Below are 22,859 nucleotides of genomic sequence, written 5' to 3'. Positions count from 1 at the left end.
TAAATTGGTAAAGCTGGGTCTAGCGGCCACGGAGTTCAACTTCGACATCGTCTCGCCGATGATCGAGTTCGCCAGGAGGCATGCCGAGTTCCTCGGAGCACAGATCGTTGTCGAGGTCATCGTCCCCGGAGTCTACGACCTGCCTCTGGCGGTCAAGAAGCTGGTCCAGAGAAACGACGTCGATGCTGTGGTGACACTTGGGGCGGTTATCGAGGGAGAAACTGAGCACGACGAGATAGTGATGCAGCACGCGACGAGGAAGATCATCGACCTATCCGTCGAATTCGGCAAGCCGGTGACGCTGGGCATCTCCGGTCCGGGGATGACGCGCCTGCAGGCCTTTGAACGGGTAACTGACTACGCCCGCAGATCCGTGGAGGCCGCGGTCAAGATGGTCAAGCGGCTGGAGAAGGTGTGAGGTTGGGCGAAGTTGGTATTCTGGCGTTGGGCTCGCACCGGGAGAGGCACGGGGCGGCCCTGCCTCCTGACACAGATGCCCGACTGGCCTCCCACGTGGCTGAGGAGGCGGCGCGGCGAACCGGGGCGAGGTTTCTGGGGGTGCTCAGCTCCTCCTACGAGCTCCCGGAGATAGACACCGGTGAGCACCAGACGCTGGACCAGGTCAAGGAAGAGCTCCGCCGGGCGCTGCTCTACGTCAGGCAGGAGCTGGGCATAGACCGGGTCGTCATCGTCAACGGCCACGGCGGCAACGGAGTTCTACGGGAATGGATCCCCCTCCTCGAGGAGGAGCTGGGCATGCGGCTCCACTTCAACAACACCATCATCGACCTCGAGGGGCCGCACGCGGGCACCGGAGAGCTCAGCATGGGGGCCGCCATCGGGATTGCCGATGAGTCGAAGCTGGCCGAACACTCAGATTTCTCCAAACATCCGGAGGTTGCCTTCATCGGGATGAAAATTGCCCGGGAGAAGTACTCCTGGGCGGAGGAGCAGGCCCGAGAGGTGGAGAGGATGGGGCTCAGGATCGACAGATATTTGGGTGAGAAGCTTCTAGAGTGTGCCATAACAGATGTCGTCAATGATGTTCGCGAGATTTCCCGGGAGGAGGATGAAACATGAGCCTGAAGGATGACGCCCTGGCCCTGCACCGAAGGTTTCGGGGCAAAATTGCGACCGCGGTCAAGGTGCCGCTGAGGAACCAGAGGGACCTCGTCCTAGCCTACACCCCCGGGGTCGCCGAGGTGAGCCGGGAAATCGCCAGAAACCCGGAGAGCGTCTTTGACTATACCTCCAAGTGGAACACCATTGCCGTGGTCACCGACGGCAGCCGGGTGCTGGGCTTGGGCAACATCGGTGCCGCGGCGGCCCTGCCGGTGATGGAGGGAAAGGCGGCGCTCTTCAAGGCCTTCGGGGACGTGGACGCGGTGCCGCTCTGCCTCTCCACCCAGGACGCCGAGGAGATCATCGCCATTGTAAAGGCGGTCTCACCCAGCTTCGGCGGCATCAACCTTGAGGACATCGAGACGCCGAAGGTGCTCGAGATCAAGGAAAGGCTGATCAACGAGCTGGACATCCCGGTCTTCCACGACGACGGCGACGGTACCGCAGTGGTCGCCCTCGCCGGACTGCTCAATGCGCTCAAGGTGGTGGACAAGAGACTCGATGAGGTGAGCATCACCATTGCCGGTGCCGGGTCGGCGGGCTATGAGATCGCCAGAATTCTGCATCGGGTGGGGGCGAGGAAGATCCTGGTCGTGGATTCCCGCGGCATCATCCACCGGGGCAGAAAGGAGGGAATGAACCGGTTCAAGGAGGCGCTGGCCCAGATCACCAACCCGGACAACATCGCGGGCGGGCTGGGCGAGGCCCTGCGGGGCGCCGACGTCTTCATCGGCGTCTCGGGAGTTCCCAACCTGCTCAGTGCCGAGATGATCAAAAGCATGGCCGAGGATCCGATCGTCTTTGCCCTAACCAATCCTGATCCCGAGATCCTCCCCGACGCGGCCCGGAAGGCCGGCGCCCGCGTGGTCGCCACGGGCAGCTCGCAGTTCCCCAACCAGGCCAACAACCTCCTCGTCTTCCCGGGCTTCTTCCGGGGGCTGCTCGACTCACGGGCCAAAAAGGTGACCGACGAGATGAAGGTGGCGGCCGCCGGGGCGATCGCCGGGCTAGTCAAGAAAGGGGAGCTGGACGTGGACCACATCCTGCCCCGGGCGGTGGACAAGAAAATCGCCCGGAGGGTCGCGGCGGTGGTGCGAGCCTCGGTGAAAAAACAAGGGTAAATTTCAGTCGGCTTTGAATTAACTTACAGGGATTTATAGCTGGGATGAATTAGTGGAGTTTATGCCTGGGGTTGACCCGCTGAAAGCCTGCCTGCAGGAGTACCGGCGCAGGACGCCCGCCTCTAGGAGAATCCATGCACGGGCGAGGAAATTTCTGCCCGGGGGGAACACGCGCAGCGTGGTCTACTTCAGTCCCTATCCCTTTGTCATGGCGCGGGGCCGCGGCTGCTGGATCTACGATGTCGACGGCAACCGGTACCTCGATTTCGTCAACAACTATACCTCCTCAGTTCACGGCCACGCCCACCCCCGGATCGTCGCGGCGATCAAGGAGCAGCTGGAGAGGGGCTGGACCTGCGCCGCCGCCATCGAATCCCAGCACCGCCTCGCCGAAATCATCTGCCGGAGGTTCAGGTCTGTGGAAAGGATCAGGTTCTGCAACTCGGGCACCGAGGCCAACATGATGGCCATCCGGGCCGCCCGAGCCTACACGGGCAGGGACAAGATCCTGAAGATGGAAGGGGGCTATCACGGCAGCTATCCGGAGGTCGAGATCAGCGCCCGACCGCGCCCGGAGCTTGCCGGAGAGGCCGAGAGCCCGCTGAGCCTGCCCGACAGTCCCGGAATACCGAAGGGCGTCGCCCGGGAGGTCCTCGTGGCCCCGTTCAACAACGCTGAAGCCGCGGAGAGGATCATCAGACAAAACCGGAGGGAGCTGGCGGCCGTCATCGTCGAGCCGATGCTGGGCATCGCTGGGCAGATACCGCCGAGGCCGGGCTACCTGCAATTCCTGCGGGAGATCACCGAGGCAAACGATGTCCTGCTGATCTTCGACGAGGTGATGACGGCGCGGCTGGCCGTGGGCGGGGCGCAGGAATTCTTCGGCGTGACCTCTGACGTCACCACCTTCGGAAAGATAATCGGGGGCGACCTTCCCGCCGGGGCCTTCGGCGGCCGCGAGGAAGTCATGGAGCTCTTCTCGCCCGAGCGGCGGGAGTTCATCCACCACGCCGGGACCTTCAACGGGAACGCGCTGGCGATGGTGGCGGGCATGGCGACGCTGAAGCTACTGAACGCCACGGCCATCGACAGGATCAACCGGATGGGGGAATACTTGGCCCAGGAGCTGAAGAAGATTTTTGCCGAGGCCGATGTCGCTGCACGGGTGACGGGGGCCGGTTCACTGCGCCATGTCCACTTCACCAGGGGGGAGGTCGTCGATTATCGGAGCGCGATGGCCGCTGACGAGATCGCGGCGCGGGTCTTCTTCTTCTCCCTGCTCAACGAGGGCATCTTCATCTCGCCGCGGGGGATGTTCTGCATCTCCACGCCGATGGAGAGGAGAACCGCAGACAGACTGGTGGAAGAGGCAGGGAAAATCGTTGGTGTTCTAAAGAGCCTCAGCAAGCGCTGACAGCCGCCCCGCCAAGGAATCTTAAAATCGCCCTGTTTTTCCTCCTTAACGTCATCTCGCTCTCAGCTGACCGGAGGGGTGGTTGTTACCATTTTTTCGAATTTGTAAAAATTGAGATGGACTATTAGTCCGCTGACACAGGGCCGCTCTCCAGAGGCATTGTTTGTCATTGTAATTAGAAAGTTGCACCAACTCACCTTGGATTTATCCGAGCGCCTTCCTTTTCTCCCGTAAAAGCCGTATCTACGGGACTCCTTTTGGGAGAACTTCTTACATCTTCATTTTACCTTCCAAATCCGGAATGTAATCTTTAACTATTTTCAAAGTTCTCTCCAATTTAAAACCAAAGTATAAACGAGTCCCCTATTTTGGAAACCGCCTTGATGCATTCTTCTATTTTTTAAGATGTTTTCTAAGATATTGCGGAGTATACCTTCACAACCCTCTTCGCAGGTTGCCGCTTGCTCTTTGATCCTCACTCTATGAAGGGGCTTAATCATGCCATATTCAACCAAATCGATTTTTCTCTCCCAAACTTCTATCTCCGGCTTGAGCCACCACGAAATCGAGCAAACTCATATTGCTTTCGATCTCCACCAAAACGTCGCTTTCGCTGCCTTCTCTGGCTTCCCTCCCGAGGACGGAGCCGGCATCTCCGCCCTTTTTCCAAGAACAACGACTTGATTCAGCTAGTCCTCAAAACTTTTCAGCGGACCCCTAAAAAGCGCGTATGAAAAGGGGGAAGGTTCCAATCTGGTGATGCCCCCTACAATCTTTCACCTCGGCGTCCTTTAGGTCCTGCTCGCTGCCGAACACCACCTTGCTGGCGATGGTGCCCTCAGCTGAGACCATGTGGATATTCATCTTAACTGCAATCACTTCAGCGATGTGTGGAACGCCGCCTCAGCTGAGACCATGTGGATATTCATCCCCTTGAACGACATCCATCTACCGAAGGTGCGCCTGCCCATCTCGTCGTAAATCCCCTTGAGGTCCAGCCCGATCATCGACTTTCTGTCCGGAACGATAGGGTAGTTGCGCGTTTTCAGCGTCCGCCCTCTGGCCCTCAACCCAGCAAGTAAAGGCCAACACCTCTAAGGACCCCCTGAGGATATCATTTTTTTCACAAGTTTTCCAAACTCCTCCACGACCTTCAGCCCGGACACCAATACCCCGTAAACCTTTTCGATATCGAGCCCCCAGTAGAGGTGGACCAGCACATTTCTGAAACCGGCCAGTTCCGACAGCCCATCGGAGAGCCCGGATGGGATCAAGCCCGTCTCCGAGAGTATCTGAAAGCTCTCCCGGTAGGTCGATGGCCTTTTCAGGCTACGCTCGGCTATCAGGTGGTTCGCTATGTCGATCGTTGCCTGGATGCCGACCAGCAGGGCGTGCAGGACCATGTTCCGCTTGTCCCTATCCCGCCGCAACTCCTCGAGCGGGATGCTCCGGTACCTCCGCCAGTCCTCCATCGCCTGCTCGAGTTCCCTTATGTGATCAATTATCCCCCTTTTGTCGAACATCTCAAGCCCTCGCGAGCAATTTTTCATCAAACCAGTCCAGGACCTCCCGATAGTCCAGGTACTCGGACAGAACCCCGGCCTCATACTCGACCCGTTTGGTTTCATCCCTGCAAAAGAGCAGTTTGCCGTCCCTGATGACCTCATGCTGGAAGTAGATCGGGGAGAAATTGAGAACCTTCACGTCGAACTCAAATTTGTGCCCCAGCGCAGTTTCAAGCGCCCCCGCGACCTTCATGGCAAACCTCTCGGACTCGTACGCCGAGGGTGGCTTCGATAACAATATCGCGATGTCTATGTCCTCAAACTCTCTCCCGGCGTAAAAGGAGCCGAACACGTAAGCCAGCTCAACCTCTTTAAAACCCCACAGAGTCTCCACGATTTTCTTGATTATCTCCTCTTTTTCACCCATCTTCTCCCGCCCAACATTCTGTCGCTGTAAAAATAAGCTTTCACCATCTGACCCGAACCAACCCTTTTCACCTCACCACGTTCATAAACCCGAACCCCATTGAGTTCAGCTCTCCGAACCCGGCATCCAGACCAAACTGAATCAACTCCCGCTTTTTGCCCTCCAAATAGCTGAAGTGGAACTCCCAGATGGAACCGAGCATCTTGACCTCCTTCCCCCCCATTACGACGTGATTGCAGACCGTCTTCTTGAACACGAACTGCTCAAAGATGGGGAACTCCTCGGCCGCCCCGCCGTAAAACTCGCGATATTTCTTAAACAGGTTTTCCTCCAGCTGCTTTACGAAGGGTTCAAAGGGCCATTCCTTTCTCCAGTAAACGTAATCGTAATCCCTAGGCGGAACGATGCCGTAGCTCTCAAACCTCTCCTTTGGTATGCGGAGCACGATCGGCGTCCCGGTGACCAGCCTGCATGACCTGCCCAGTCTAGGCTCAAGGGCGTTAACCGACTCGACCCTAAAGGACATGTCCCCGATGTTGACCTCAGCTCTTTCATCCACAATCTTAACCAATCTGTCATTCAAAAACCCGATCAGCCCAACCTCCGGCGAAGAGATCAAAAGCTGCCTGACCTCGCCTGCCGACATGTCCTGGGCTGGATCATTTTTCTCGCCCCTTTCAGGAAAGATGTTCGAGAAGCAGAAGAACTTGTATCCCCTTTTATCATGCAGCCTGACGTAGGGCGACCCATCAAGCAGGCTGTAGATGAACCCCTGGAGCTTGTGGTGGTACCTCAGGTCATAGAACTGATCCTTAACCGACTTCAGCCGGAGCAGCAGCCGCATGCAACCGAATAAACTCGTTTTTCAGATTAAAAATGTTCACGCCGAAAACTAGGTTCAACCGCCCAGAAACGACACCAGCAGCATCCTGACCCCGATGACGACGAAGACCGCCGCCAGGATCCTCCTCAGTATGGCCGCTGAAGTCCGCTTGGAGAGGTAGGGCCCGATCTGACCGCCGATGACGCAACCGATCGTCAGCGGCACCGCATACTCCAGCAGGACGTTGCCCAGCAGCCAGTGGGGAACAAGCGCGGCCACCGTGGTGATGGCCATGCCGAACATCGCCGTGCCCGCGGAAAGCCGGATGCTCATGCCCAGCATCAGGATCATGACCAGCTCATCGATGACGCCGCCGCCGACCCCGAACATTCCCGAGACGATTCCGCTGGCGAGGCTGCCCAGAACGGTGGCGGCGACCACGCGCCGGCTCAGCCGCAGTGATTCCGTGGTTTCAATCTCCCTAACCGAATTCCTCCTCTGAAACATCCGGGCGGCGAGGAAGATCAGCAGCCCACCGAACATCCCGGCCAGCCAGTTCGAGGCGACCAGCGTGGTGAGATAGGCCCCGAGGAAGGCGCCGGGAACATCCAAGGTGTCGAGCAGCAGCCCGACCTTGAAATGGATCTTTCGTTGGACCGCGTAGGCCAGCGTCGCGGAGATGGTGGTGAACATCACGGCAAAGAGGCTGACACCGACCGCCTGCTGCGTGGGCAGGCCAAAGGCGAGAACCATCATGGGGACGATGAAGGAGCCGCCCGCCAGCCCGATCATGGAGAACAGGGTGGCGATCAGCAGACCGGAAGAAAACAGGATCAGCTCCAGCATTAGGCACACCTCTTTGGACCAAAATCAATTTCTTGGCTTTTAAGATATCGCCGGCCGCGGCCAGGATTTCCAGAGTTACGGCCCCGTTAGGTGTCCCAGCTCCTTCCCGACCTCCAGAATCGCCCAAGCCCAGACCAGGCATTCGAAGCTCCGGATCAGGTCCCCACGTTGATAGAAATGTCCCGAGTCAGCGCGGTAGGCCCGGATGTTCTCCAGCATCCTAGCGCCATGCTCCCCCGAGGGCTGAACGCCGGCGAGGGACTCATCCAGCCGCCGCGTCCACTTCTCGATCTCCGCCCGGAGCTCATCTTCCAGCTTCATCCCCACCACCCACATCGGCCTCGGGAGGTATCCCAATGTTCACCACCAGCAGCTCCCCGACGAGGTCCCCGCGGAGCAGCAGCCCCTTCTTCGGCCGGTGGAAGGTGAGGGTGGCGTTGGCCCGCACCGCCCGGCCGCAGACCTCACCGGTGAGAGGGTCCAGCCCTGAGGGAACATCGACCGCGAGCCGGTAGGCCCGGCTGCGGTTAATCATGTCAATCACCGAGGCGTGGGGCTCCCGGAGCTGTCCCTTGATCCCGGTGCCGAAGATGGCGTCGACGATGACGTCGGCCTCGGCGAGCGCCTTCCCGAGCCTTTCCATGAAATCGGCGCCGGCAAGGGTAACCAGCTCCACGCTCCCCCTCATCTGTCTCAGTATCCTCAGGTTGTGCGCGGCCTCGGCGGTCTTAACCTCCTCATCCCGGCCCAGGAGGAAGACCTTGACCAACGACTCGTAGGCGGCCATGTGCCTGGCGACGACGAAGCCATCGCCGCCGTTGTTCCCCGTGCCCGCCACGACCACCACCTTCATCCCCGCTGGATCCATCCGGGCGATGAAATCGGCCACCCCCTTGCCCGCGTTTTCCATCAGCTGCAGCCGGGTGACCCCCAGTCGTTCAGCACGAGCCTCGATGGCCCTCATCTCCTCGGGAGTTATCGCCGTGTCATATGCCATACCAGCACCTCCTTCGGCGCTCCCGCAAACACCTGCAACGCCTCGGCCTCAACAAAATGCAGCCGGCCGGGAGCCACCAGCAGGTGGGGCGGCGGGCCGAAATCCTCGCGTTGCAGCCTCTCCACCTGATCGGCACGGACCAAACAATCGTCGGCCCCCGCCCGGGCCACCACGGCCAAGAGGAGATCGGGGGTGAAAAAGCCTCCCCTTAGCCGCTCCTCCAGCCCTAACAGCAACCGGATCGCCTCCGGGGCGGTCATGGCCCTCTCCTTGTCCCGGAGATCAAGGAACAGCATCGTGTGCCAGCCGTGCTTCAGGTTTTCTGCCAGGACCTCGTAGGGTCGGGTTGAAGGATTGTCGGGAAAGGGAACCGTTGCCGAAGGCCCGAACTTGTAGCTCTGCAGGCCGAGCAACCCGGCGGCCGCGGAGGCTATCGAGGCCGCGTGCACGATCTTGGTCCCGATTCCGGCCTTGGCGGCGCGGAGGCGCAGGTCGACGTGCGTGGTCGCGATCATCGGGTCTCCGGGGACCAAGAAAGCTACCTTTTTCCACCGGGCATGATCCAGAATTTCTCCGGGGTCCTCCTCTACATCTCTGCGGCTGACCACACGGACCCGCTTTCCGATCCTTTTCTCCAGCTGGGCTAGGACCAGGCCGGGCAGCAGGCTGGTGTACAGCTCAGCATAAACGACGTCGGCCTCCTGGGCCGCCCTGAGCCCCTGCAGCGAAATCCCATCGGCCCCAAGCCCGAGCCCGATAAAAGTCAACATCTTCCACCACAGAACTCTCTTAGGGTGGCTGCCTTTTTTCATTTTTGATAAACGGCTGAATCCGGAGCAACTTGATCTACAAAGGGCTGAACCTCACTATCCTGTTTGAGAACTTGAACTCCCCGACCCAGAGATAATCACCGTCAAAGCAAATTCCGGCCGGATTGAAGAGGCTGTCACGACCGATTCTGGGCTGACGATCACGATGCCTCCCTTCCCCAAGATGACATCCGGCGGCCATTTTCCTGATATCGCCTCCTCAACGTCCTCCCAGACCAGAACACGGTGGAAGCCCGTATCCGCAAGGAACAGATGTCCCTGTCTCACTGCTGCGCCCTAGGGCCCGTTCATCCGCCCTGGACCGCCGACAGAGGCAACGGGAGCAGCGTTGTTTGAAATCTCTGCCACCCGGTAAATCTTGACGGAATGGTCGTAGATTGTGTCGACTGAGAGGTACTCGCCTTCAGAATAAAGTCGCCGAGGGTCTTCATTCAGAGTGAACTTGGGTGAGGGATTCAGGTTCTCGTCCGGCAACCCCTCCCATACGTAAACCTTTTCCGCGCCATAGTCCGCCAGGTAGAAATAGCGGTCGTCCAAAGCTACTCCCTTCAGATCTTGAAAGGCGATGCTCCCCATCCTACCCTGGATGATCGTGTCCGGCAGGTCCCCCTCCAGCGGGAGTTTCCTCCAAATATACAGTTTTCTGCCCCGCGAGCGCGAGGGTGTTCTCCCACAGCGCGGTGAAGGCCCATCCTGCAGAGAATACACTATGTCCGGAAAGGCGCCGCTTTGGTCGGGAAGGCTTTTCCAGACGTAGAGCTTTCGATCAAAGTCAGAGGTAACGAAGAGATTCTTTCCGTTTGAGGCCGGCACCCCGTTCTGGATGAAGAAATTTGCGGTTGGCGTGTTGGTGGAGAAATCCGGGCTTCAAATGATGAAATCGAGCACCTGATTTCTGGACGTCGGAACGGAATTGTACCCGATAGCTCTGTTGAGGTTTCCCTGTGAGAAATAAATTCGGCCGCCCGCCGACAGGGTGATAAATTGCAATGGAAAAATTGTCCTTCCTGGCGGGATAGATTTTCATGTGCACTTTCAAGATCCGGGTTACACTTACAGGGAGGACTGGAAAACGGGAACAGAATCCGCGGCCGCGGGTGGCACCACTTTGGTGGTCGACCATGGCAACACCAACCCACCATCAACCAGCCCAAAAAATCTAAGGGAGATTATCAAGGCTGCGGAAGGGAAAGCGATCGTGGACTTCGGAATTAACGGTGCGGTCACGTCAAAAAACTTGGACCAGCTGCCGAAGCTCGCTGCTGAAGGCGTGATGGCATTCGGTGAAATTTACATGGCTGAATCCATACCTGAACTCGAGAGGGTTGAAGACGGCACCCTGCTCGATGCTTTTAAAATCATCGGAAAAACGGGCTGCATCGCCGGGGTTCATGCGGAAAACTGGGAAATCGTCTCCCACTTTATGAAAAAACTTAAGAGAAGAAAGGATCCCCTCGCACACTGTGAAGCTAGGCCAGAGATAGCAGAGGCAGAGGCGATCTCAAAGGCATTACTTTTTGCACGTGAGGCGGGCGTTCGCCTCCATATTTTCCACTTGAGCACGAAGCTCGGCCTTGATCTGGTGGTGCGTGCAAGGGCCCACGGGCAGGATGTAAGCACCGAGGCCCTTCCCCATCACCTTCTTTTCCGGAAAGAAGACATGAAGAAACTCGGCCCATATTTGAAATGCAATCCTCCCATAAGAAGCGAGGAAAACAGAGTGGCCCTTTGGAAGGGATTGAAAAACGGAGGAATAGATATGGTCTCGAGTGATCACTGGCCAATGCCGCTCTCCGAAGTTGAAGCGGGATGGAAAGATATCTGGAAAGCGGGGTCGGGTGTGGCCGGGGTCGAAACAAGAATACCACTCTTGCTGACCTACGGTGTAAGAAAAAATTTAATTTCAATGGAAACCTTTGTGAAAGTCACTTCCGAGAACCCGGCTCGGAGATTAGGCCTTTACCCGCGGAAGGGGTCAATAAGAGTAGGGGCGGATGCCGATTTAACAATCATTGATTTAAGGAAAAGGACCAGAATAAAGATAGAGAATTTGCATACTAAAGCTGGTTACACACCCTTTGCTGGTTGGGAGATTGTGGGCGTGCCGTGGTTAACCTTGGTGCGTGGAAAAATCGTGATGGAGGACGGTGAAATCGTGAGCAAACCCGGATGGGGTAAGTATATTCGACGGGATTATAGAAAGGGGGGACAAAGGTGTCAGCTGGAAAATCTGAGTTCGAAACACTGCTCAAGCTCATGAGCGGGCAGGGCACCGTCCGACACTTTAAGCCCAAATCTGTTCCTGACAAACTTATAGAAAAAATACTTGAGGCCGCTAGGTGGGCCCCATCAGGTGCCAATACACAGCCATGGGACTTCATCGTGGTGAAGGATTCAGAAGTAAAGGAGAAAATAGCCCAAATTTTCGCCGAGACTTACGAAAGGGCCAAAAAATTGGACAGGAAATTTCCCTTCTACAGCAGTGAGGTTTTACGAAGGAGGTTCACTGAACCTCCCGTTTTGATCGTGGTCTGCGCCGACAAACGATTCACAAGGGCTTATCCAAAGACCAGCTACAGAGAAGAAATCTTAGATGTCAGCATGGGGGCGGCCATTCAGAACATGATCTTGGCAGCAAGGGCCCTCGGGCTAGGGCTCAGCTGGGGAACCGTAAATTTTCACTTGACCAGGAAGCGGCTCAGCCGACTCTTAGGTGTCTTACCATGCATCAAGATAATTGAAGTCCTCCAGCTCGGTTTCCCTGCGAAGCGCGTCTCACCGCGTTTCAGGCGGCCGGTAGATGAATTCACGCACCTCGATAGGTTCGATGCCTCAAAGATCCGAAGCGGAAAGGAGATTGAGAATCTACTGAGGACAAGAAAAGTCCCAGATATTTATTCGAGAATAACATAGGGGGTAAAATTGTTGAATCCGACTGATAGTAAAAAAGTTGATCTGTCGATGGAGTTCTGCGGGCTCAGATTTGAAAACCCGTTTCTCCTCTCCTCAGGGCCACCAACAGCAAATGTCAACAAGATAGAGAGAGCCTTTGAAGCCGGATGGGCCGGTGTAGTCACAAAGGTTTTGGGTTCAAAACCGCGGCCAGATCCCCATCCCAGAATAGCCAGCCTACATTACGGTGGAAAGGTAATCGCGATTGAAAATATAGAATCGGTGATTTACCCCTTAAAGGAATGGCTGCCTAAAATCACGGAAATCAAGAAAAAATATCCGGAGAAAATCTTGATACCAAATCTAATGGGCGGCGCGGAACCGGAGTGCTGGCAACGGATGATTAAAGACCTGCAGGAGGCCGGAGCCGATATGATTGAACTTAATTTATCCTGCCCGTTGACTGATGAAGTATGGACCGTAGGCGCAACCTTGGGGCAAGATCCAAATTTAACGCGGGAAGCCACGAGTTTGGCCAAAGAGGTCGCAACCGTACCAATAATGGTAAAACTCACCCCTAACGTGACGGACATAACCTTAACGGCAAAGGCGGCCGAAGATGGAGGAGCCGACGCCATCTCCGCCATAAACACCATCAAGGGTCTTATAGGAATAGACCTCGAAAGAATGGAACCCTTGCCCTCCGTAAAAGGGATATCCGCATTAGGAGGAATCTCCGGCCCGGCAATCAAACCCATTTCCCTCCGCTGCGTGGCGCAGATAGCAAAAGCAACTAAGTTACCCATCTCTGGAATCGGTGGAATATCTAAATGGGAAGACGCGGTTGAATTTTTCATGGTAGGAGCATCAACTGTCCAACTCTGCACCGCCGTAATGATCGGAGGATATAGAATTATAAGTAACCTCAAAGACGGCGTTTCGACCTATCTCTACAGCAAGGGGTTTGGTTCGGTAAAGGAATTGGTGGGTTACGTCTTGCCCAAAATCAAGAGCCAAGAAAATCTGGATTACTCTTATTGGACAACACCGGTGTTAAACGCCTCTCGATGTACCAAGTGCGGGCTGTGTCAAATCGCCTGTATGGACGGTGGTTCTGCGGCCATCACGATAGAAGATGGGCTACCTAAAATCAACCAAGAAAAATGTGATGCCTGCGGACTCTGCGCACAAGTTTGCCCCAAAAGAGCTCTGATTTTAAAGCCTTGGGATTAATTAAAAAACGGGCTACGATTTTGAATCCGTTCAGCTTGATTGTAAGACCAAGAAGATTTTCAATAGTTTTTGTATATAGTTAGCGTGAAAAAGGAGAAACCTTTAATTGCTCAACCATTTTTTAAATTTAGAAGCGGATATTGAAAGCGGGCCCGTGGCTCAGTCTGGCAGTCGGGTTTCCGGCCAAAAGCAATCGGCTCTTAACGGTCGATTGGGAGCTAACCGATCGGTCGTGGGTTCGAATCCCACCGGGCCCGCCATAAACATAATTTGTCAAAATCTGCATCCAAAGAATCACTTTTCCGTGCCCAAGGGTCATTCCGTTTCTCCGGTCGGCCAAGACTTATCCGGCCCTGACGATGTTTGCCGCCGCCTTTCGGAGCCTGTTCATGATCGCAAGGCCGATGCCCGTGGGTTCAACACCCTCGGCGAGGATGACGTTTACATTCTCCGCGTCGAACTCCCGGAGGGTTCTGAACAGCCCCTTGGCAATGGTTCGGGGGTTCCGGCGCTCCCCGACCACCTTCACCAAGGCTAATCCGTATTCCGCGGCGGTCTCCGCCACCGCCATGATGCCGACCCTTTTTCCCTCACCATCATAACCGGCCGCAAGTTCCCTGATCTTAGCGACCACTGCCTGGGGCGGGCCCTCGACCAACACCAGCTCCGCTCTGGGAGCATAATGCCGGTACTTCATGCCCGGCGCCTTCGCGATGGCGGCCTCAACGGGCATTTCCGCTCGCGCGATAGGATGAACCTCAACTCTGCCCAGCACCCGTCTCAGCTCGGTGACCGTGATCGGGCCCGGCCTCAGCAGTACCGGCGGATCGGAGGTCACATCGAGAACCGTGGACTCGACACCGTAACCCACCTCACCGCCATCGATCAGAATCTCTATCTTGCCGGAAAGGTCTTCCCAAACGTGCCTGGCGGAAGTCGGGCTCGGCCTGCCCGCGAGGTTGGCGCTCGGGGCGGCCACCGGAACATCCGCCTCCCGGATCAGGGACTGGGCGATGGGATGGCTAGGCATCCTCACCGCGACGGTGGCCAGTCCAGCGGTGGTGACGGCGGGCACAAGCTCTGATTTCGGCAAGAGCAACGTCAACGGCCCGGGCCAGAAGGTCTCGATGAGCCTCTCCGCCTGAGCAGGTACCGTCTCCGCCAGCAAGTGCACGTCGTCCCTGTCGGCAATATGAACGATGAGCGGATTATCCATGGGCCGGTTCTTCACTTGAAAAATTCTCTGCACGGCCGCCTCATCCAGCGCGTTGGCCCCAAGCCCATATACTGTCTCGGTGGGAAAAGCGACCAGACCTCCCTCCCTGATAACGCGGGCCGCAAACCTGATCTTCTCTAGGTCCGGGGACTCGGGATTTATTTCCAGCACCAAGGTGGCAACCACACCATCACCGCCACATCCATGGATATAGAGCGCTCAGGATTTGTATGCCTAATGGGACAGGCGCCCTGCTGACCGAAGTCGTTAATCCTTCGGTCTGATTTCCCTGCCCGCATATTGGTTTAAAGATAAAGACCATCGTTAAAGTTTGAAGGCAAACCTATAATTTAACCGCTGGGATAACACGCCGATCCAGCCCGAGCAGCACCTGTTTACTCCTCTTCCTTCTTTTCCTCTTTGCCTTTGACGCCCTTAGCCAGGCCCTTTCCGACACCCTTAACGATGCCCCAGCCCTTCTTCACTCCTTTGCCCAAGACTTCACCTGTCTTCTCGGCGGTCTCTTCGGCCCTGCTCTTTTTCTTCTCCTCAGCCATGCCGGCTCACTCAAGGGATGTCTCAGCCGCTAGAGATAAAAAGTCCATGGCTACCTCAATCTCCGACCAATCTAATGGCACCGAGCACCTCCTCGATCAGCTTGAGCTGACGCCCCGTGAACCTTCGCGGGTTCAACGGTACAATGAGGTTGGAAGCGTGTCCAGAACAGATCTCAGCCAGCTCGTGCACGAAATCAAGCGTGCGTCTAAAGCCATTTTCCACCATCAACTCGTAGAAGCAATCCAAGAGAACCACTGACCTGCCCCGGACAAAGCTCAGCCGACTTTCCACGAACTCCTTCAATCGATTCAGCTCCTTTGGAGGTATGACGATCTCCCCGAGAATCCGGTGCGAAGAAATAAAAATTACTGGGGTTCGGAGCAGACCGTGCCTTTCCACCTCCTTTGGGCTTCGCGAGGTAATCCAGAACCCTGGAACACCGTGAATAATCTGATCTAAAAATATCTCCCGCCACTGCGGCCGGGCACTCAAAACCAGATAGCTTCGCCCTTTAGCCAGCCGGTGCCTGCGTGGGGTGGAGAGGCTGGCCTCGGGAAGCGGCAGCAGAAACCGCGACAGTGGCGGCAAAGGCATGAAGGCGCGGTGGACTATGGCGCTTCCCAGCGAGACCTCCACTGCGATTAAACCGAAAGCGGCCGTCGATGGGAACTCGACATCAAGGAGGACCAGGGCGAAGTCTCCAGCCAACAAAAATCCCAGCGCCAGCAAGCAGCCCACCAGCGTGTTCCTCAAGTACTTGCGAAAGAATCCGGTTTGCATCTGTCGAAAGAGCCTGAAGAGACGGATTGCCGAGACGACCAGAATCACCACTACGTAGACGTAAAGAAGTGCGTAGGCCGGCTTCAGGTTGTAATCATAGCCCCAGTAATAAAGCACCGTTGCACCGATCAGATTGCCGGTGACCAGAAGAACAACAAAGGCGCAGCCAACGCCGAAGAGCAGCCACCAGAAACGGTTATCGTTCAACAGGCGGGGGTTGGTGGAAGCTTGGATCAGAGCGACAAAACGGAGAGAGAAAGGGGCGATAAAAATTACCCCGACCGTTTCCACCTAGCTCCAAAAATCAGGGGAAGGTAAACTGAAGTAAATGCGCCTCATGAATTCGCTCAGCATCCAGAAAAAAGCGCAGACGAGCATCAGCAGGAAAACCAGGTTGATCCTTTTCCTAGGGGCCCGGAGCGTAAAGGCGGCCAGAACCAAGGTCAGAATAATGCCGACTAAAGTGGGCAACGCATAAAAGTTCATCCTCACCGCCCTAACTATCCCCTAACTTCAATAACGTATATTCCTTTTCAGAAAGCAGGTTTCCGTTCTTGGGGAGTCAATTCAGGCGCGACACCATTCCACGGTGTCTTTGAAGAGTTCCTCTCCGTCACACTCCCTCGGCTGGAACTCGTTGCCCCTCTCCCGATAGCGTTCGGCCACCAGCTCGGGGTCAGCCCGGTCGGGAACAAACTTCGTCAACTCCCCAATTGACAGCGGCATGGAAATCAGTCCGGTCTTGTAGTGCATGCTGTAAGGAGCCCGGACATCACCCATGGGTTTGATAATCGAGGCATCGAGCAGGACCTTGTTGGCCCGTTCCTCCTTTTTCGCCGTCTCTGAAGTCGTCAGCCCGGGCAGCTTCTCGGCAACCCGCGACTCCACAAATCTGACGATGTCCGCATAGAAGCTAAAGAGGTTGCGCTCCCTCCTCTCGGTCCTGAGCGGCTTGGGCCGGTAGTCTGGCGGCAACTCGTGGGGCTTGAACCGCGCCCAGATCTGGAAACCGCGCGATCCCGAGAACTTCAGCGCCGGTTCGACCCCATAACCCACCAACACCTCATGCGCCGTCCGGACCACCTTTTTGGTCTCCTCCAGAGGAACCCCCTTTCCCGCATCAAAGTCAATGACCAGCCAGTCGGGACGGTCGCTGCCCACCCGGTGCAGGTAGGGAATGAAGTCGATACCGTGGATATCCAACCACCTCTCGATATCCTCTCGGCTCTTGATCGTGATGTATTTGGGCCCCAGCTTCCGCTGCAGCCAAGCCCTGCCGGTGAAGAGCCTGAAAACCGAGACCCAGCGGTCGCGGCAGAACTCAAGCAGAACATCGACCACTTGGGGATAATAACGTTTGGCCCGGTAGACCTTGAGATAATCCTGGTTCAGCTCCGACCTGATCTGGCGCCACCTCTTCTCAAAATATTCCCGGCCGCGGTCGGACAGGGAATACTCGCCCGCCTTCTCCACCACTAGGCCATTCTTCACCAAGGAGTCCAGGAGCTGTCTCGTCTCCTCCTCGGAAAACTTCCTGCCGGCATCGCGGCTTATCTTCTCTTGGATATGGGAAAGCTCAACAAATCTGCCTACCCTCTTTATCGCCAACGACATCAGTACGTGATCCTCGGGGGTCGCCCGCGACAAGGTCTCACCAGAAGCTAAGCCCCGGTGATCTCATTCAGCTTCTCGCCAAGTTTTTTCTCCGCGCAGCTCCAGCAGACAAAGGTGGCCTTCGCCTCGCCCGGCTTGACCAGCTTGACGTACGCTGAATCGTAGCTCATGATCTGAATCGCCTTGCCACAGAGCTTGCACTTGGGACCCTTCACCATTTAATCCACCCGAACCGGTTTACATCTTAGAATTAACTTCAACCCAAATAAGAGGCTTTGCCACGGCCCTTCGGCAGGTTGAGTGGCCCTACGGAGGCCAGGGAGTTTTTAACCGCGGGAGAGATAAGCTAATCCGATGAGATGCTGCCACTCCTGACCCCGCCGAAGCTAGACCTGAAGGAACTGGCCAAGGTGCAGGAGCGGGTCGCCGAAAGGGTCGTCCAGAGCGATGGCTTCAGCAAGTTGGAGAAGATTGCCGGATGCGACATCTCCTTTGCCCAAAGCGACCGGGCCTTTGCGGCCGCGGTGGTCCTGAGTTATCCTGCTTTGGAGGTTCTTGATCAGAGGGCTATCAAGCTCAAGCTGAAATTTCCTTACCTGCCCACCTTCCTCGCCTTCCGGGAGCTGGAGGGAATGCTTAAGGTCCTGCATGGAATTGAGGCGGACGTGTACATGGTCGGGGCCCAAGGTGTCGCTCACCCGAGACGGGCGGGGCTCGCCAGCCATCTCGGGGTAATCCTCGACCGGCCGACGCTAGGGGTGGCCAAATCCAAGCTCTGCGGTGGGGCCGAGGAACCGGGAAAAATGCGGGGCAGCTTTTCCCTGCTGAAGGAAGACGGAGAAACCATCGGTGCGGTGGTCAGGACCAGAGACAGAGGCCGGCCCGTGTACGTCAGCGTTGGGCACAAAATCTCGCTCCCGACGGCGATTAAAATCACTTTGGAAACGACCCGAGAGCATCGCTTGCCCGAGCCGCTGAGGCTCGCCCACGTCATCGCCACCCGGGCGATGCAGACTAAATAGAGGGAGTATCACTAAATTAGGTGGTCGCTTGAAATACCGCAGACTTCAGAACTTCATCGTGGCCCGTCTGGACGAGGATGAAAAAATTATCGAATCGCTAGAGAGGATCTGCTCCCATGAAGGGGTAACCGGCGGCGTCATCCTGTCGGCCGTGGGAGCGCTTAAGAGCGGCACTCTCATCTTCCGACGTGGTTGCCAGGGTGAATTTAACGAACACCTCGAAATCATCGGCAACGGCAACATAAGCCGTGCCGAGGGAAAAGTCAAAGTCCACCTACACATCGCCGGAGGAAACGAAAAGACTGTCATGACCGGACATCTCGTGGAGGGGGTAGTCACCGTCTTCTGCGAAATTTTAATTCAGACGCTGGGCTTTAACCTAGAAAGAAAAATGGACCACAGCCTGTTAAATCAAGGCGTGCTCAATCCTTACGTGCTTGAGCCCTAAGGTGGTGCCATGAAATTCGGTCTCTCCGGACTGCTCTTCCCCGAGTCCACGGTAGAAGAGGTGATCACTAACATCGGCGAACTCGGCGCCGATCATGTGGAGCTAATCTTCGACTTGCCCAACTTTCCCCCGAACACCAGCCTGAGGGTGCTGCCTAGTCTCAAAAAGCTGATTGACTCCTACGGCCTAGGCGCCTCCATCCACGGGCCGATCTGGGACCTCAACCCGCTCAGCTGGCACAGCACGATCAGAAGGCTGGCGCTGAAGTACATGAGGAAAAGCATCGACGTCTGCAGCGCCCTAGGTGGTGAAATTGTGGTGGTCCATCCGGGAAGATGCCCCTTCCCACGGGTGAAAAATTTTCTTTCTCCGGCACGAGAGCGTTTCCTGAGATTTACTCAAGAATCGCTGGAATATGCCCGCAGCCGGGGCGTGAAACTGGCCCTGGAAAACTTCCCCATGGCGGCGGAATTTCCCTACTCCTCTCCCCAAGAAATGCTACCGCTGGTCAAAGAGCTCGACGGCTTGGGGATAACCTTCGATGTGGGGCACGCCTTCCTGAACAAGATCTGGCAGAACATCAGCTCCCCGGAGAGAAGAATCGCTGAGGAAATAAAGCTGGTCGGAGACCACATCGTCAACGTCCACTTTCACGATAACCGGGGCCGGCACGACGACCACCTGCCGCCCGGAGAGGGCTCGATAAACTTCAGGCCCATCGTCAACGCCTTGAGAAAAATCGGCTACGATGGCTGGATCACCGTCGAGCTGCACCACCTCGCCGGCAGGGACCCTACAGAAATCGGCGAAACCGGGCTCAAGAGGACCAAGGATCTTTTCAGGTTTTGAACTCCGCCACCACCGTGGTGAAAACCGGACCCCTGACATCGATTTTTTTGTTGTTCGAGGTTATGTAGCGCTGCGCCGCCTCGTCCAGCCTGAGGTTAACGTCAGCTAGGGACTTGGCCGCCCGAACGCGGATTTTTACCTCCTTCTCACCTCGCTGGGCTGCCTGTTCTATCTCCGCGGCCGCCAGAGCCGCGAATGCAGCCAAGTACGAAATTCCAGTCGCCCTGCCCCGGCTCCGAACGGCGTTCAGGAAGCTGTTGTCCTCCCACCCCTTCGGAGGCACGCCGACAACATTGCCGTCGTAGACGTAAATCTCGTTGAAACCAGCCGGGCCGATGAGCTTGGTGCTGTTCTCCGGCTCCACAACTTTCACGACCACCCGCCTGCCCGCCAACTCACCCTCGTAGGCCTTGAACTCGCAGGGGCTCGGCTCGTCGGCGTGTTCCCGGGCCGTCCTCACGATGGCCTCAGCAATCCTTTTGCCGGCCTCGGTGCTGGGCTCCCGCTGCAGCTTTATCGCCGCCGCCAGCTCCTCATCGGAGAACTTTACCGTGCCATAGAGATAGGGAAAGACCAGCCGACGGATATCCGTCTCACCTGTCCGGATCATCAGCAACCGCTCCAGACCGATGCCCAGGTTGAAGACTGGGTAGGCGATGTCGTAGTTGCTCAGCGCCACCGGGCTGTAGAACCCGGCATCGCCGACCTCGAGATATTCTCCGGTCTTGGGATGCCTGACGAAGACCTCTGATTCCGTCTGAGGAGCGTAGTACTTCGATGTGGTCTTCTTCCGGACCAGCTTGACCTCGTCGAACCCCAGCCTGGAAAAAACCTGCTTAGTGATCTCCTCCCCGTCCTCCAGGCTCATTCTCTCCGCCATGATGACCATCGAAGCGGTCCAGGATTCGTAAAGATGGCTTTCGTCCAGCCTCTGCTCCCTCCGGAACTTGGGGCCGATGGAGAAAAGCTGCAGCGGCAGCGGCTCCCGGTGCTGAAGCTCCCGGAGGGCGCCAAACCAGGCCGCCGTGGTGTGCGATCTCAGGGTGAGATCCATCGGGACCGGCCTGAGCTTCTTGAACTCAGGAAAAAGTGAGAGAACAGCCGTGGCCTGTTCTTCCCTGATCCCCAGCTCCTGGGCCATGACCTCAACTAGGCTGTCGGCCTCTATCTCTCCTTTTTTGTAGCGCCGGAATATCCCCTGAAGCTTTTTCAGATCATCAAAATCCGGGACAATCTTTTTTATCTCCTGCAGCTTCTTCCGACCGATGCCGATATCGGGCCGCTCCAGCCCGGCTAGGAAAAAGACCCGGTCGAGGATGACGGCGGCCTCGGGACCATACTGGGCCTGCACCTCCCGCTTGTCCACAATAATGGGTAAAACCACCTCAGTGAATCCCAGTTCTAGAAAAACCCGCCTAACCTCGATGATCAGCTCCTGCAGCGGATGGGGCTTAGCCTTTTGCTGCAGGGCGAAAAACCTGCCCTTTTTCTCGAGCAGCTCCCCGCTCTCCAGCCAAGTCCGCTCATAATCACTCTCGGCCTTTGACCTGATTTCCCTGAGATCGAACTTCAAGCTCAACCGCCCCGCTTCTCCAGCGCCCGCTCGAGCCGCTGCTGTCTCAGGGCCAAGGTCAGGTCCCCTCTGGTCCTCTCCAGCACCTGCCGCAACATGTCCTGCCGCCTCTTCATCCCGGGAAGCACCGCGTCCGCGTAATCGAACTCCATCAGGAACTCAAAAATGGTCTCCATCAGCTTCAGCATGGCCTCAGCGCGCTCGATTTCGTTAGCCCGGATTAAATCTAGGATGTGGCGCCGCAGCTCACCAGCCGCGTCCGCCAGCGCCGCCAGATAGGGCTTGTAGGGGATGCCGATCTCGTCGACCTCCAGCAGCTTCCCTCCCAAGATCGCCGCCCTAACTATCTCCGCCTCGCCATACTCCTGCTGGGCTGAAAGCACGATTCCCGACTCCGCCAGCTCCGGGGCATCCGCGGTCAGCTTCGCCAATGAATTCAGCCCCTCCCGCGCCTCGGCAAGGAACTTGTCCGCCGCCGTTTGCTCCCCACGATGGATGGCCGCAATCGCCTTGGCGGCGGCCCGGATCGTCTGCCGCGAGGCCTCCAGCGCTTGCTCCCTCAGCTCCGCCTGGCTGTCAAAATAGGCCCTCATCCGTTCCAACAAGTTTGCGCCTCCTTCACTAACTAAAAGGTCAAACTATTCAAGGCTTGTGGCTGCGTCTCCCACTAGCGTCTGCTGAGGAGGACCACGCGGCTGAGCTCCGCCTCGTCAGAAACCCGGTAACCGGTGGCCTCTGCAACCGCCCGTGCAAAATCAACTATTTCCGAATGGAGCGGCATGTTCTCCAGACCGAGCCGGCTCCGGGAATAGCCCACACACATGTAGGCCTTGACCTCAATGAAATCGGCTTCAGTGTCTTCAACCATCCTCGCGTAGGCCTGAGGATCCCTGAAATTCAGGCCCTTGACCAGCGTCAGCCGGATTACCTTGCGACAGCTGAACGAGGCCAAGATTTCCAAGCTCCGCCTGAGCCTTTCCCAGCCATCGCTCCGCACGGGGCGGCAGATCCGCTGATAGCTCTCCGGGTCTGGCGCCACCAGGGAGATGTAGAGCTGGGTCGGCTCCACCAAGCGTTCCAGCACCTCGGGATGCTGCCCATTGCTCACCAGAAAACTGGTCATCCCGCGCCTCCGACACTCCTCAATCAATCCGTTGATCTTAGGATACAGCGTGGGCTCCCCAGCTAGGGAAATAGCACAGTGATTTGGTGCCAGCGCCTCCCGGAACTTTTTTTTATCAACCTCAGGATTTCCTCCGAATCCGCTGAGGAGCAGCCGCTGGGCAGCAATGGCCTCCTCCAGAATCTCGGCCGGATCGTCAGTTTCACCTTCCCAGCGCGGGTTGGTTATCTCGATGTTGCGCCAGCAGAAGATGCACCTATGATCGCAGAGGGGCAGGCCGGGCGCCAACTGCAGGCAGCGGTGGCTTTGGATTCCGTAGAACTTCTGCTTGTAGCAGCTGCCCCGATTCAGCAGGCTTTTTCTCGTCCAGTGGCAGACTTTCACCGCTGCATGGCGGTGCCGGCCCACAAATCGATAGCCCGCCTTCTCCAGCTCCAAAACCACATCCCTCGGAATGAACATCGAG

The 22,859-nt window shown here is 56.9% G+C and carries 30 protein-coding genes and 1 tRNA gene; 12 read left to right on the top strand and 19 right to left on the bottom strand.

Going from position 1 to position 22,859, the window contains the following annotated elements:
- Positions 1 to 4 precede the first annotated feature (4 nt).
- From ribH to ACP5PX_RS01565, 4 genes are all read left to right on the top strand, one after another.
- Complete coding sequence (ribH, locus tag ACP5PX_RS01580) at positions 5 to 418, top strand: 6,7-dimethyl-8-ribityllumazine synthase (RefSeq protein ID WP_428083310.1); 414 nt, start codon at positions 5 to 7, stop codon at positions 416 to 418.
- A gap of 2 nt (positions 419 to 420) precedes the next feature.
- On the top strand, positions 421 to 1,080 hold the full coding sequence (gene arfB / locus ACP5PX_RS01575; RefSeq protein WP_428083308.1) for a 2-amino-5-formylamino-6-ribosylaminopyrimidin-4(3H)-one 5'-monophosphate deformylase: 660 nt from the start codon (positions 421 to 423) through the stop codon (positions 1,078 to 1,080).
- Positions 1,077 to 2,243 carry an NAD(P)-dependent malic enzyme gene (locus tag ACP5PX_RS01570; RefSeq protein ID WP_428083306.1) on the top strand — a complete coding sequence of 389 codons (1,167 nt, stop codon included), beginning with the start codon at positions 1,077 to 1,079 and terminating at the stop codon, positions 2,241 to 2,243. Before arfB ends, ACP5PX_RS01570 begins: the two co-directional genes overlap by 4 nt.
- Positions 2,244 to 2,304: 61 nt before the next feature.
- Entirely contained in the window at positions 2,305 to 3,657 is a 1,353-nt protein-coding gene (locus tag ACP5PX_RS01565) for an aspartate aminotransferase family protein (protein ID WP_428083304.1), read from the top strand.
- Between the two features lie 717 nt (positions 3,658 to 4,374).
- On the opposite strand, the gene ACP5PX_RS01560 is transcribed toward ACP5PX_RS01565, so the two are convergent.
- The 11 genes from ACP5PX_RS01560 to ACP5PX_RS01510 all read right to left on the bottom strand — a co-directional run bounded on the left by ACP5PX_RS01560 (position 4,375) and on the right by ACP5PX_RS01510 (position 9,898).
- The gene (locus tag ACP5PX_RS01560; protein WP_428083302.1) at positions 4,375 to 4,536 is read right to left on the bottom strand and encodes a hypothetical protein; all 162 of its coding nucleotides are present in this window, start codon (positions 4,534 to 4,536) and stop codon (positions 4,375 to 4,377) included.
- Entirely contained in the window at positions 4,533 to 4,727 is a 195-nt protein-coding gene (locus ACP5PX_RS01555) for a hypothetical protein (RefSeq protein WP_428083300.1), read from the bottom strand. The genes ACP5PX_RS01560 and ACP5PX_RS01555 overlap by 4 nt, the downstream gene beginning before the upstream one ends.
- A 24-nt stretch (positions 4,728 to 4,751) precedes the next feature.
- Complete coding sequence (gene hepT / locus ACP5PX_RS01550; protein ID WP_428083298.1) at positions 4,752 to 5,207, bottom strand: type VII toxin-antitoxin system HepT family RNase toxin; 456 nt, start codon at positions 5,205 to 5,207, stop codon at positions 4,752 to 4,754.
- The gene (mntA, locus tag ACP5PX_RS01545) at positions 5,182 to 5,589 is read right to left on the bottom strand and encodes a type VII toxin-antitoxin system MntA family adenylyltransferase antitoxin (protein WP_428083296.1); all 408 of its coding nucleotides are present in this window, start codon (positions 5,587 to 5,589) and stop codon (positions 5,182 to 5,184) included. The genes hepT and mntA overlap by 26 nt, the downstream gene beginning before the upstream one ends.
- Before the next feature lie 67 nt (positions 5,590 to 5,656).
- Positions 5,657 to 6,433, bottom strand: coding sequence for a CRISPR-associated endoribonuclease Cas6 (cas6, locus tag ACP5PX_RS01540; protein ID WP_428083294.1), 777 nt, complete (start codon positions 6,431 to 6,433; stop codon positions 5,657 to 5,659).
- Between the two features lie 54 nt (positions 6,434 to 6,487).
- Complete coding sequence (locus ACP5PX_RS01535; protein ID WP_428083292.1) at positions 6,488 to 7,258, bottom strand: sulfite exporter TauE/SafE family protein; 771 nt, start codon at positions 7,256 to 7,258, stop codon at positions 6,488 to 6,490.
- Between the two features lie 75 nt (positions 7,259 to 7,333).
- A complete protein-coding gene (locus ACP5PX_RS01530; protein ID WP_428083291.1) occupies positions 7,334 to 7,579 on the bottom strand; it encodes a DUF357 domain-containing protein in 246 nt (81 codons plus the stop codon).
- A complete protein-coding gene (locus ACP5PX_RS01525) occupies positions 7,563 to 8,255 on the bottom strand; it encodes an NAD(P)H-hydrate epimerase (protein ID WP_428083289.1) in 693 nt (230 codons plus the stop codon). The genes ACP5PX_RS01530 and ACP5PX_RS01525 overlap by 17 nt, the downstream gene beginning before the upstream one ends.
- Positions 8,234 to 9,025 (bottom strand): diphthine synthase, encoded by a 792-nt coding sequence (gene dph5, locus ACP5PX_RS01520; protein ID WP_428083287.1) that lies wholly within the window; start codon positions 9,023 to 9,025, stop codon positions 8,234 to 8,236. Before dph5 ends, ACP5PX_RS01525 begins: the two co-directional genes overlap by 22 nt.
- 96 nt (positions 9,026 to 9,121) lie before the next feature.
- Positions 9,122 to 9,352: a hypothetical protein gene (locus tag ACP5PX_RS01515; protein WP_428083285.1), complete on the bottom strand. Its 231-nt coding sequence runs from the start codon at positions 9,350 to 9,352 to the stop codon at positions 9,122 to 9,124.
- 9 nt (positions 9,353 to 9,361) lie between these two features.
- Positions 9,362 to 9,898 (bottom strand): hypothetical protein, encoded by a 537-nt coding sequence (locus tag ACP5PX_RS01510; RefSeq protein WP_428083283.1) that lies wholly within the window; start codon positions 9,896 to 9,898, stop codon positions 9,362 to 9,364.
- A gap of 163 nt (positions 9,899 to 10,061) precedes the next feature.
- Here ACP5PX_RS01510 and ACP5PX_RS01505 point away from each other — a divergent pair, with 163 nt between their 5' ends.
- The 4 genes from ACP5PX_RS01505 (at position 10,062) to ACP5PX_RS01490 (ending at position 13,470) form a co-directional block, all read left to right on the top strand.
- The gene (locus ACP5PX_RS01505) at positions 10,062 to 11,345 is read left to right on the top strand and encodes a dihydroorotase (RefSeq protein ID WP_428083282.1); all 1,284 of its coding nucleotides are present in this window, start codon (positions 10,062 to 10,064) and stop codon (positions 11,343 to 11,345) included.
- Positions 11,300 to 11,998, top strand: a complete 699-nt coding sequence (locus ACP5PX_RS01500) for a nitroreductase family protein (protein ID WP_428083280.1) — start codon at positions 11,300 to 11,302, stop codon at positions 11,996 to 11,998. The genes ACP5PX_RS01505 and ACP5PX_RS01500 overlap by 46 nt, the downstream gene beginning before the upstream one ends.
- Before the next feature lie 9 nt (positions 11,999 to 12,007).
- On the top strand, positions 12,008 to 13,210 hold the full coding sequence (gene preA / locus ACP5PX_RS01495) for an NAD-dependent dihydropyrimidine dehydrogenase subunit PreA (RefSeq protein WP_428083278.1): 1,203 nt from the start codon (positions 12,008 to 12,010) through the stop codon (positions 13,208 to 13,210).
- A gap of 148 nt (positions 13,211 to 13,358) precedes the next feature.
- Positions 13,359 to 13,470: transfer RNA gene (locus tag ACP5PX_RS01490), tRNA-Lys, on the top strand.
- 83 nt (positions 13,471 to 13,553) lie between these two features.
- Here the strand turns inward: ACP5PX_RS01490 and ACP5PX_RS01485 are convergent.
- The 3 genes from ACP5PX_RS01485 to ACP5PX_RS01475 all read right to left on the bottom strand — a co-directional run bounded on the left by ACP5PX_RS01485 (position 13,554) and on the right by ACP5PX_RS01475 (position 15,971).
- The gene (locus ACP5PX_RS01485; protein ID WP_428083276.1) at positions 13,554 to 14,612 is read right to left on the bottom strand and encodes an L-threonylcarbamoyladenylate synthase; all 1,059 of its coding nucleotides are present in this window, start codon (positions 14,610 to 14,612) and stop codon (positions 13,554 to 13,556) included.
- A 209-nt stretch (positions 14,613 to 14,821) separates the two neighbouring features.
- Complete coding sequence (locus ACP5PX_RS01480; protein WP_428083274.1) at positions 14,822 to 14,983, bottom strand: hypothetical protein; 162 nt, start codon at positions 14,981 to 14,983, stop codon at positions 14,822 to 14,824.
- 55 nt (positions 14,984 to 15,038) lie between these two features.
- Positions 15,039 to 15,971, bottom strand: coding sequence for a DUF835 domain-containing protein (locus ACP5PX_RS01475; protein WP_428083272.1), 933 nt, complete (start codon positions 15,969 to 15,971; stop codon positions 15,039 to 15,041).
- A 121-nt stretch (positions 15,972 to 16,092) separates the two neighbouring features.
- Here ACP5PX_RS01475 and ACP5PX_RS01470 point away from each other — a divergent pair, with 121 nt between their 5' ends.
- Positions 16,093 to 16,242, top strand: coding sequence for a hypothetical protein (locus ACP5PX_RS01470; protein ID WP_428083270.1), 150 nt, complete (start codon positions 16,093 to 16,095; stop codon positions 16,240 to 16,242).
- Between the two features lie 89 nt (positions 16,243 to 16,331).
- Here the strand turns inward: ACP5PX_RS01470 and ACP5PX_RS01465 are convergent, their stop codons facing one another.
- Both ACP5PX_RS01465 and ACP5PX_RS01460 read right to left on the bottom strand, forming a co-directional pair.
- Entirely contained in the window at positions 16,332 to 17,411 is a 1,080-nt protein-coding gene (locus ACP5PX_RS01465) for a hypothetical protein (RefSeq protein ID WP_428083268.1), read from the bottom strand.
- A gap of 14 nt (positions 17,412 to 17,425) precedes the next feature.
- On the bottom strand, positions 17,426 to 17,596 hold the full coding sequence (locus ACP5PX_RS01460; protein WP_428083266.1) for a hypothetical protein: 171 nt from the start codon (positions 17,594 to 17,596) through the stop codon (positions 17,426 to 17,428).
- A 141-nt stretch (positions 17,597 to 17,737) separates the two neighbouring features.
- Here ACP5PX_RS01460 and ACP5PX_RS01455 point away from each other — a divergent pair, with 141 nt between their 5' ends.
- Genes ACP5PX_RS01455 through ACP5PX_RS01445 form a run of 3 tightly spaced genes read left to right on the top strand, consistent with a single transcriptional unit; the run spans position 17,738 to position 19,697 of the window.
- Entirely contained in the window at positions 17,738 to 18,400 is a 663-nt protein-coding gene (locus ACP5PX_RS01455) for an endonuclease V (RefSeq protein WP_428083264.1), read from the top strand.
- 28 nt (positions 18,401 to 18,428) lie between these two features.
- Positions 18,429 to 18,848, top strand: a complete 420-nt coding sequence (locus ACP5PX_RS01450) for a PPC domain-containing DNA-binding protein (protein WP_428083263.1) — start codon at positions 18,429 to 18,431, stop codon at positions 18,846 to 18,848.
- Between the two features lie 9 nt (positions 18,849 to 18,857).
- Entirely contained in the window at positions 18,858 to 19,697 is an 840-nt protein-coding gene (locus ACP5PX_RS01445) for a sugar phosphate isomerase/epimerase family protein (RefSeq protein WP_428083260.1), read from the top strand.
- Here ACP5PX_RS01445 and sepS read toward each other — a convergent pair.
- From sepS to twy1, 3 genes are all read right to left on the bottom strand, one after another.
- Positions 19,687 to 21,276 carry an O-phosphoserine--tRNA ligase gene (gene sepS, locus ACP5PX_RS01440; protein ID WP_428083258.1) on the bottom strand — a complete coding sequence of 530 codons (1,590 nt, stop codon included), beginning with the start codon at positions 21,274 to 21,276 and terminating at the stop codon, positions 19,687 to 19,689. The genes ACP5PX_RS01445 and sepS overlap by 11 nt on opposite strands.
- Positions 21,273 to 21,875 (bottom strand): hypothetical protein, encoded by a 603-nt coding sequence (locus ACP5PX_RS01435; protein ID WP_428083256.1) that lies wholly within the window; start codon positions 21,873 to 21,875, stop codon positions 21,273 to 21,275. Before ACP5PX_RS01435 ends, sepS begins: the two co-directional genes overlap by 4 nt.
- 62 nt (positions 21,876 to 21,937) lie before the next feature.
- The gene (gene twy1, locus ACP5PX_RS01430) at positions 21,938 to 22,855 is read right to left on the bottom strand and encodes a 4-demethylwyosine synthase TYW1 (protein ID WP_428083254.1); all 918 of its coding nucleotides are present in this window, start codon (positions 22,853 to 22,855) and stop codon (positions 21,938 to 21,940) included.
- Positions 22,856 to 22,859 lie beyond the last annotated feature (4 nt).

Source organism: Hadarchaeum sp. (SeqCode) (assembly GCF_049969415.1).
Classification (GTDB): Archaea; Hadarchaeota; Hadarchaeia; order Hadarchaeales; family Hadarchaeaceae; genus Hadarchaeum.
The sequence above is the reverse complement of the archived record's forward strand: the minus strand, read 5'-3'. Positions and strand labels throughout refer to the sequence as shown.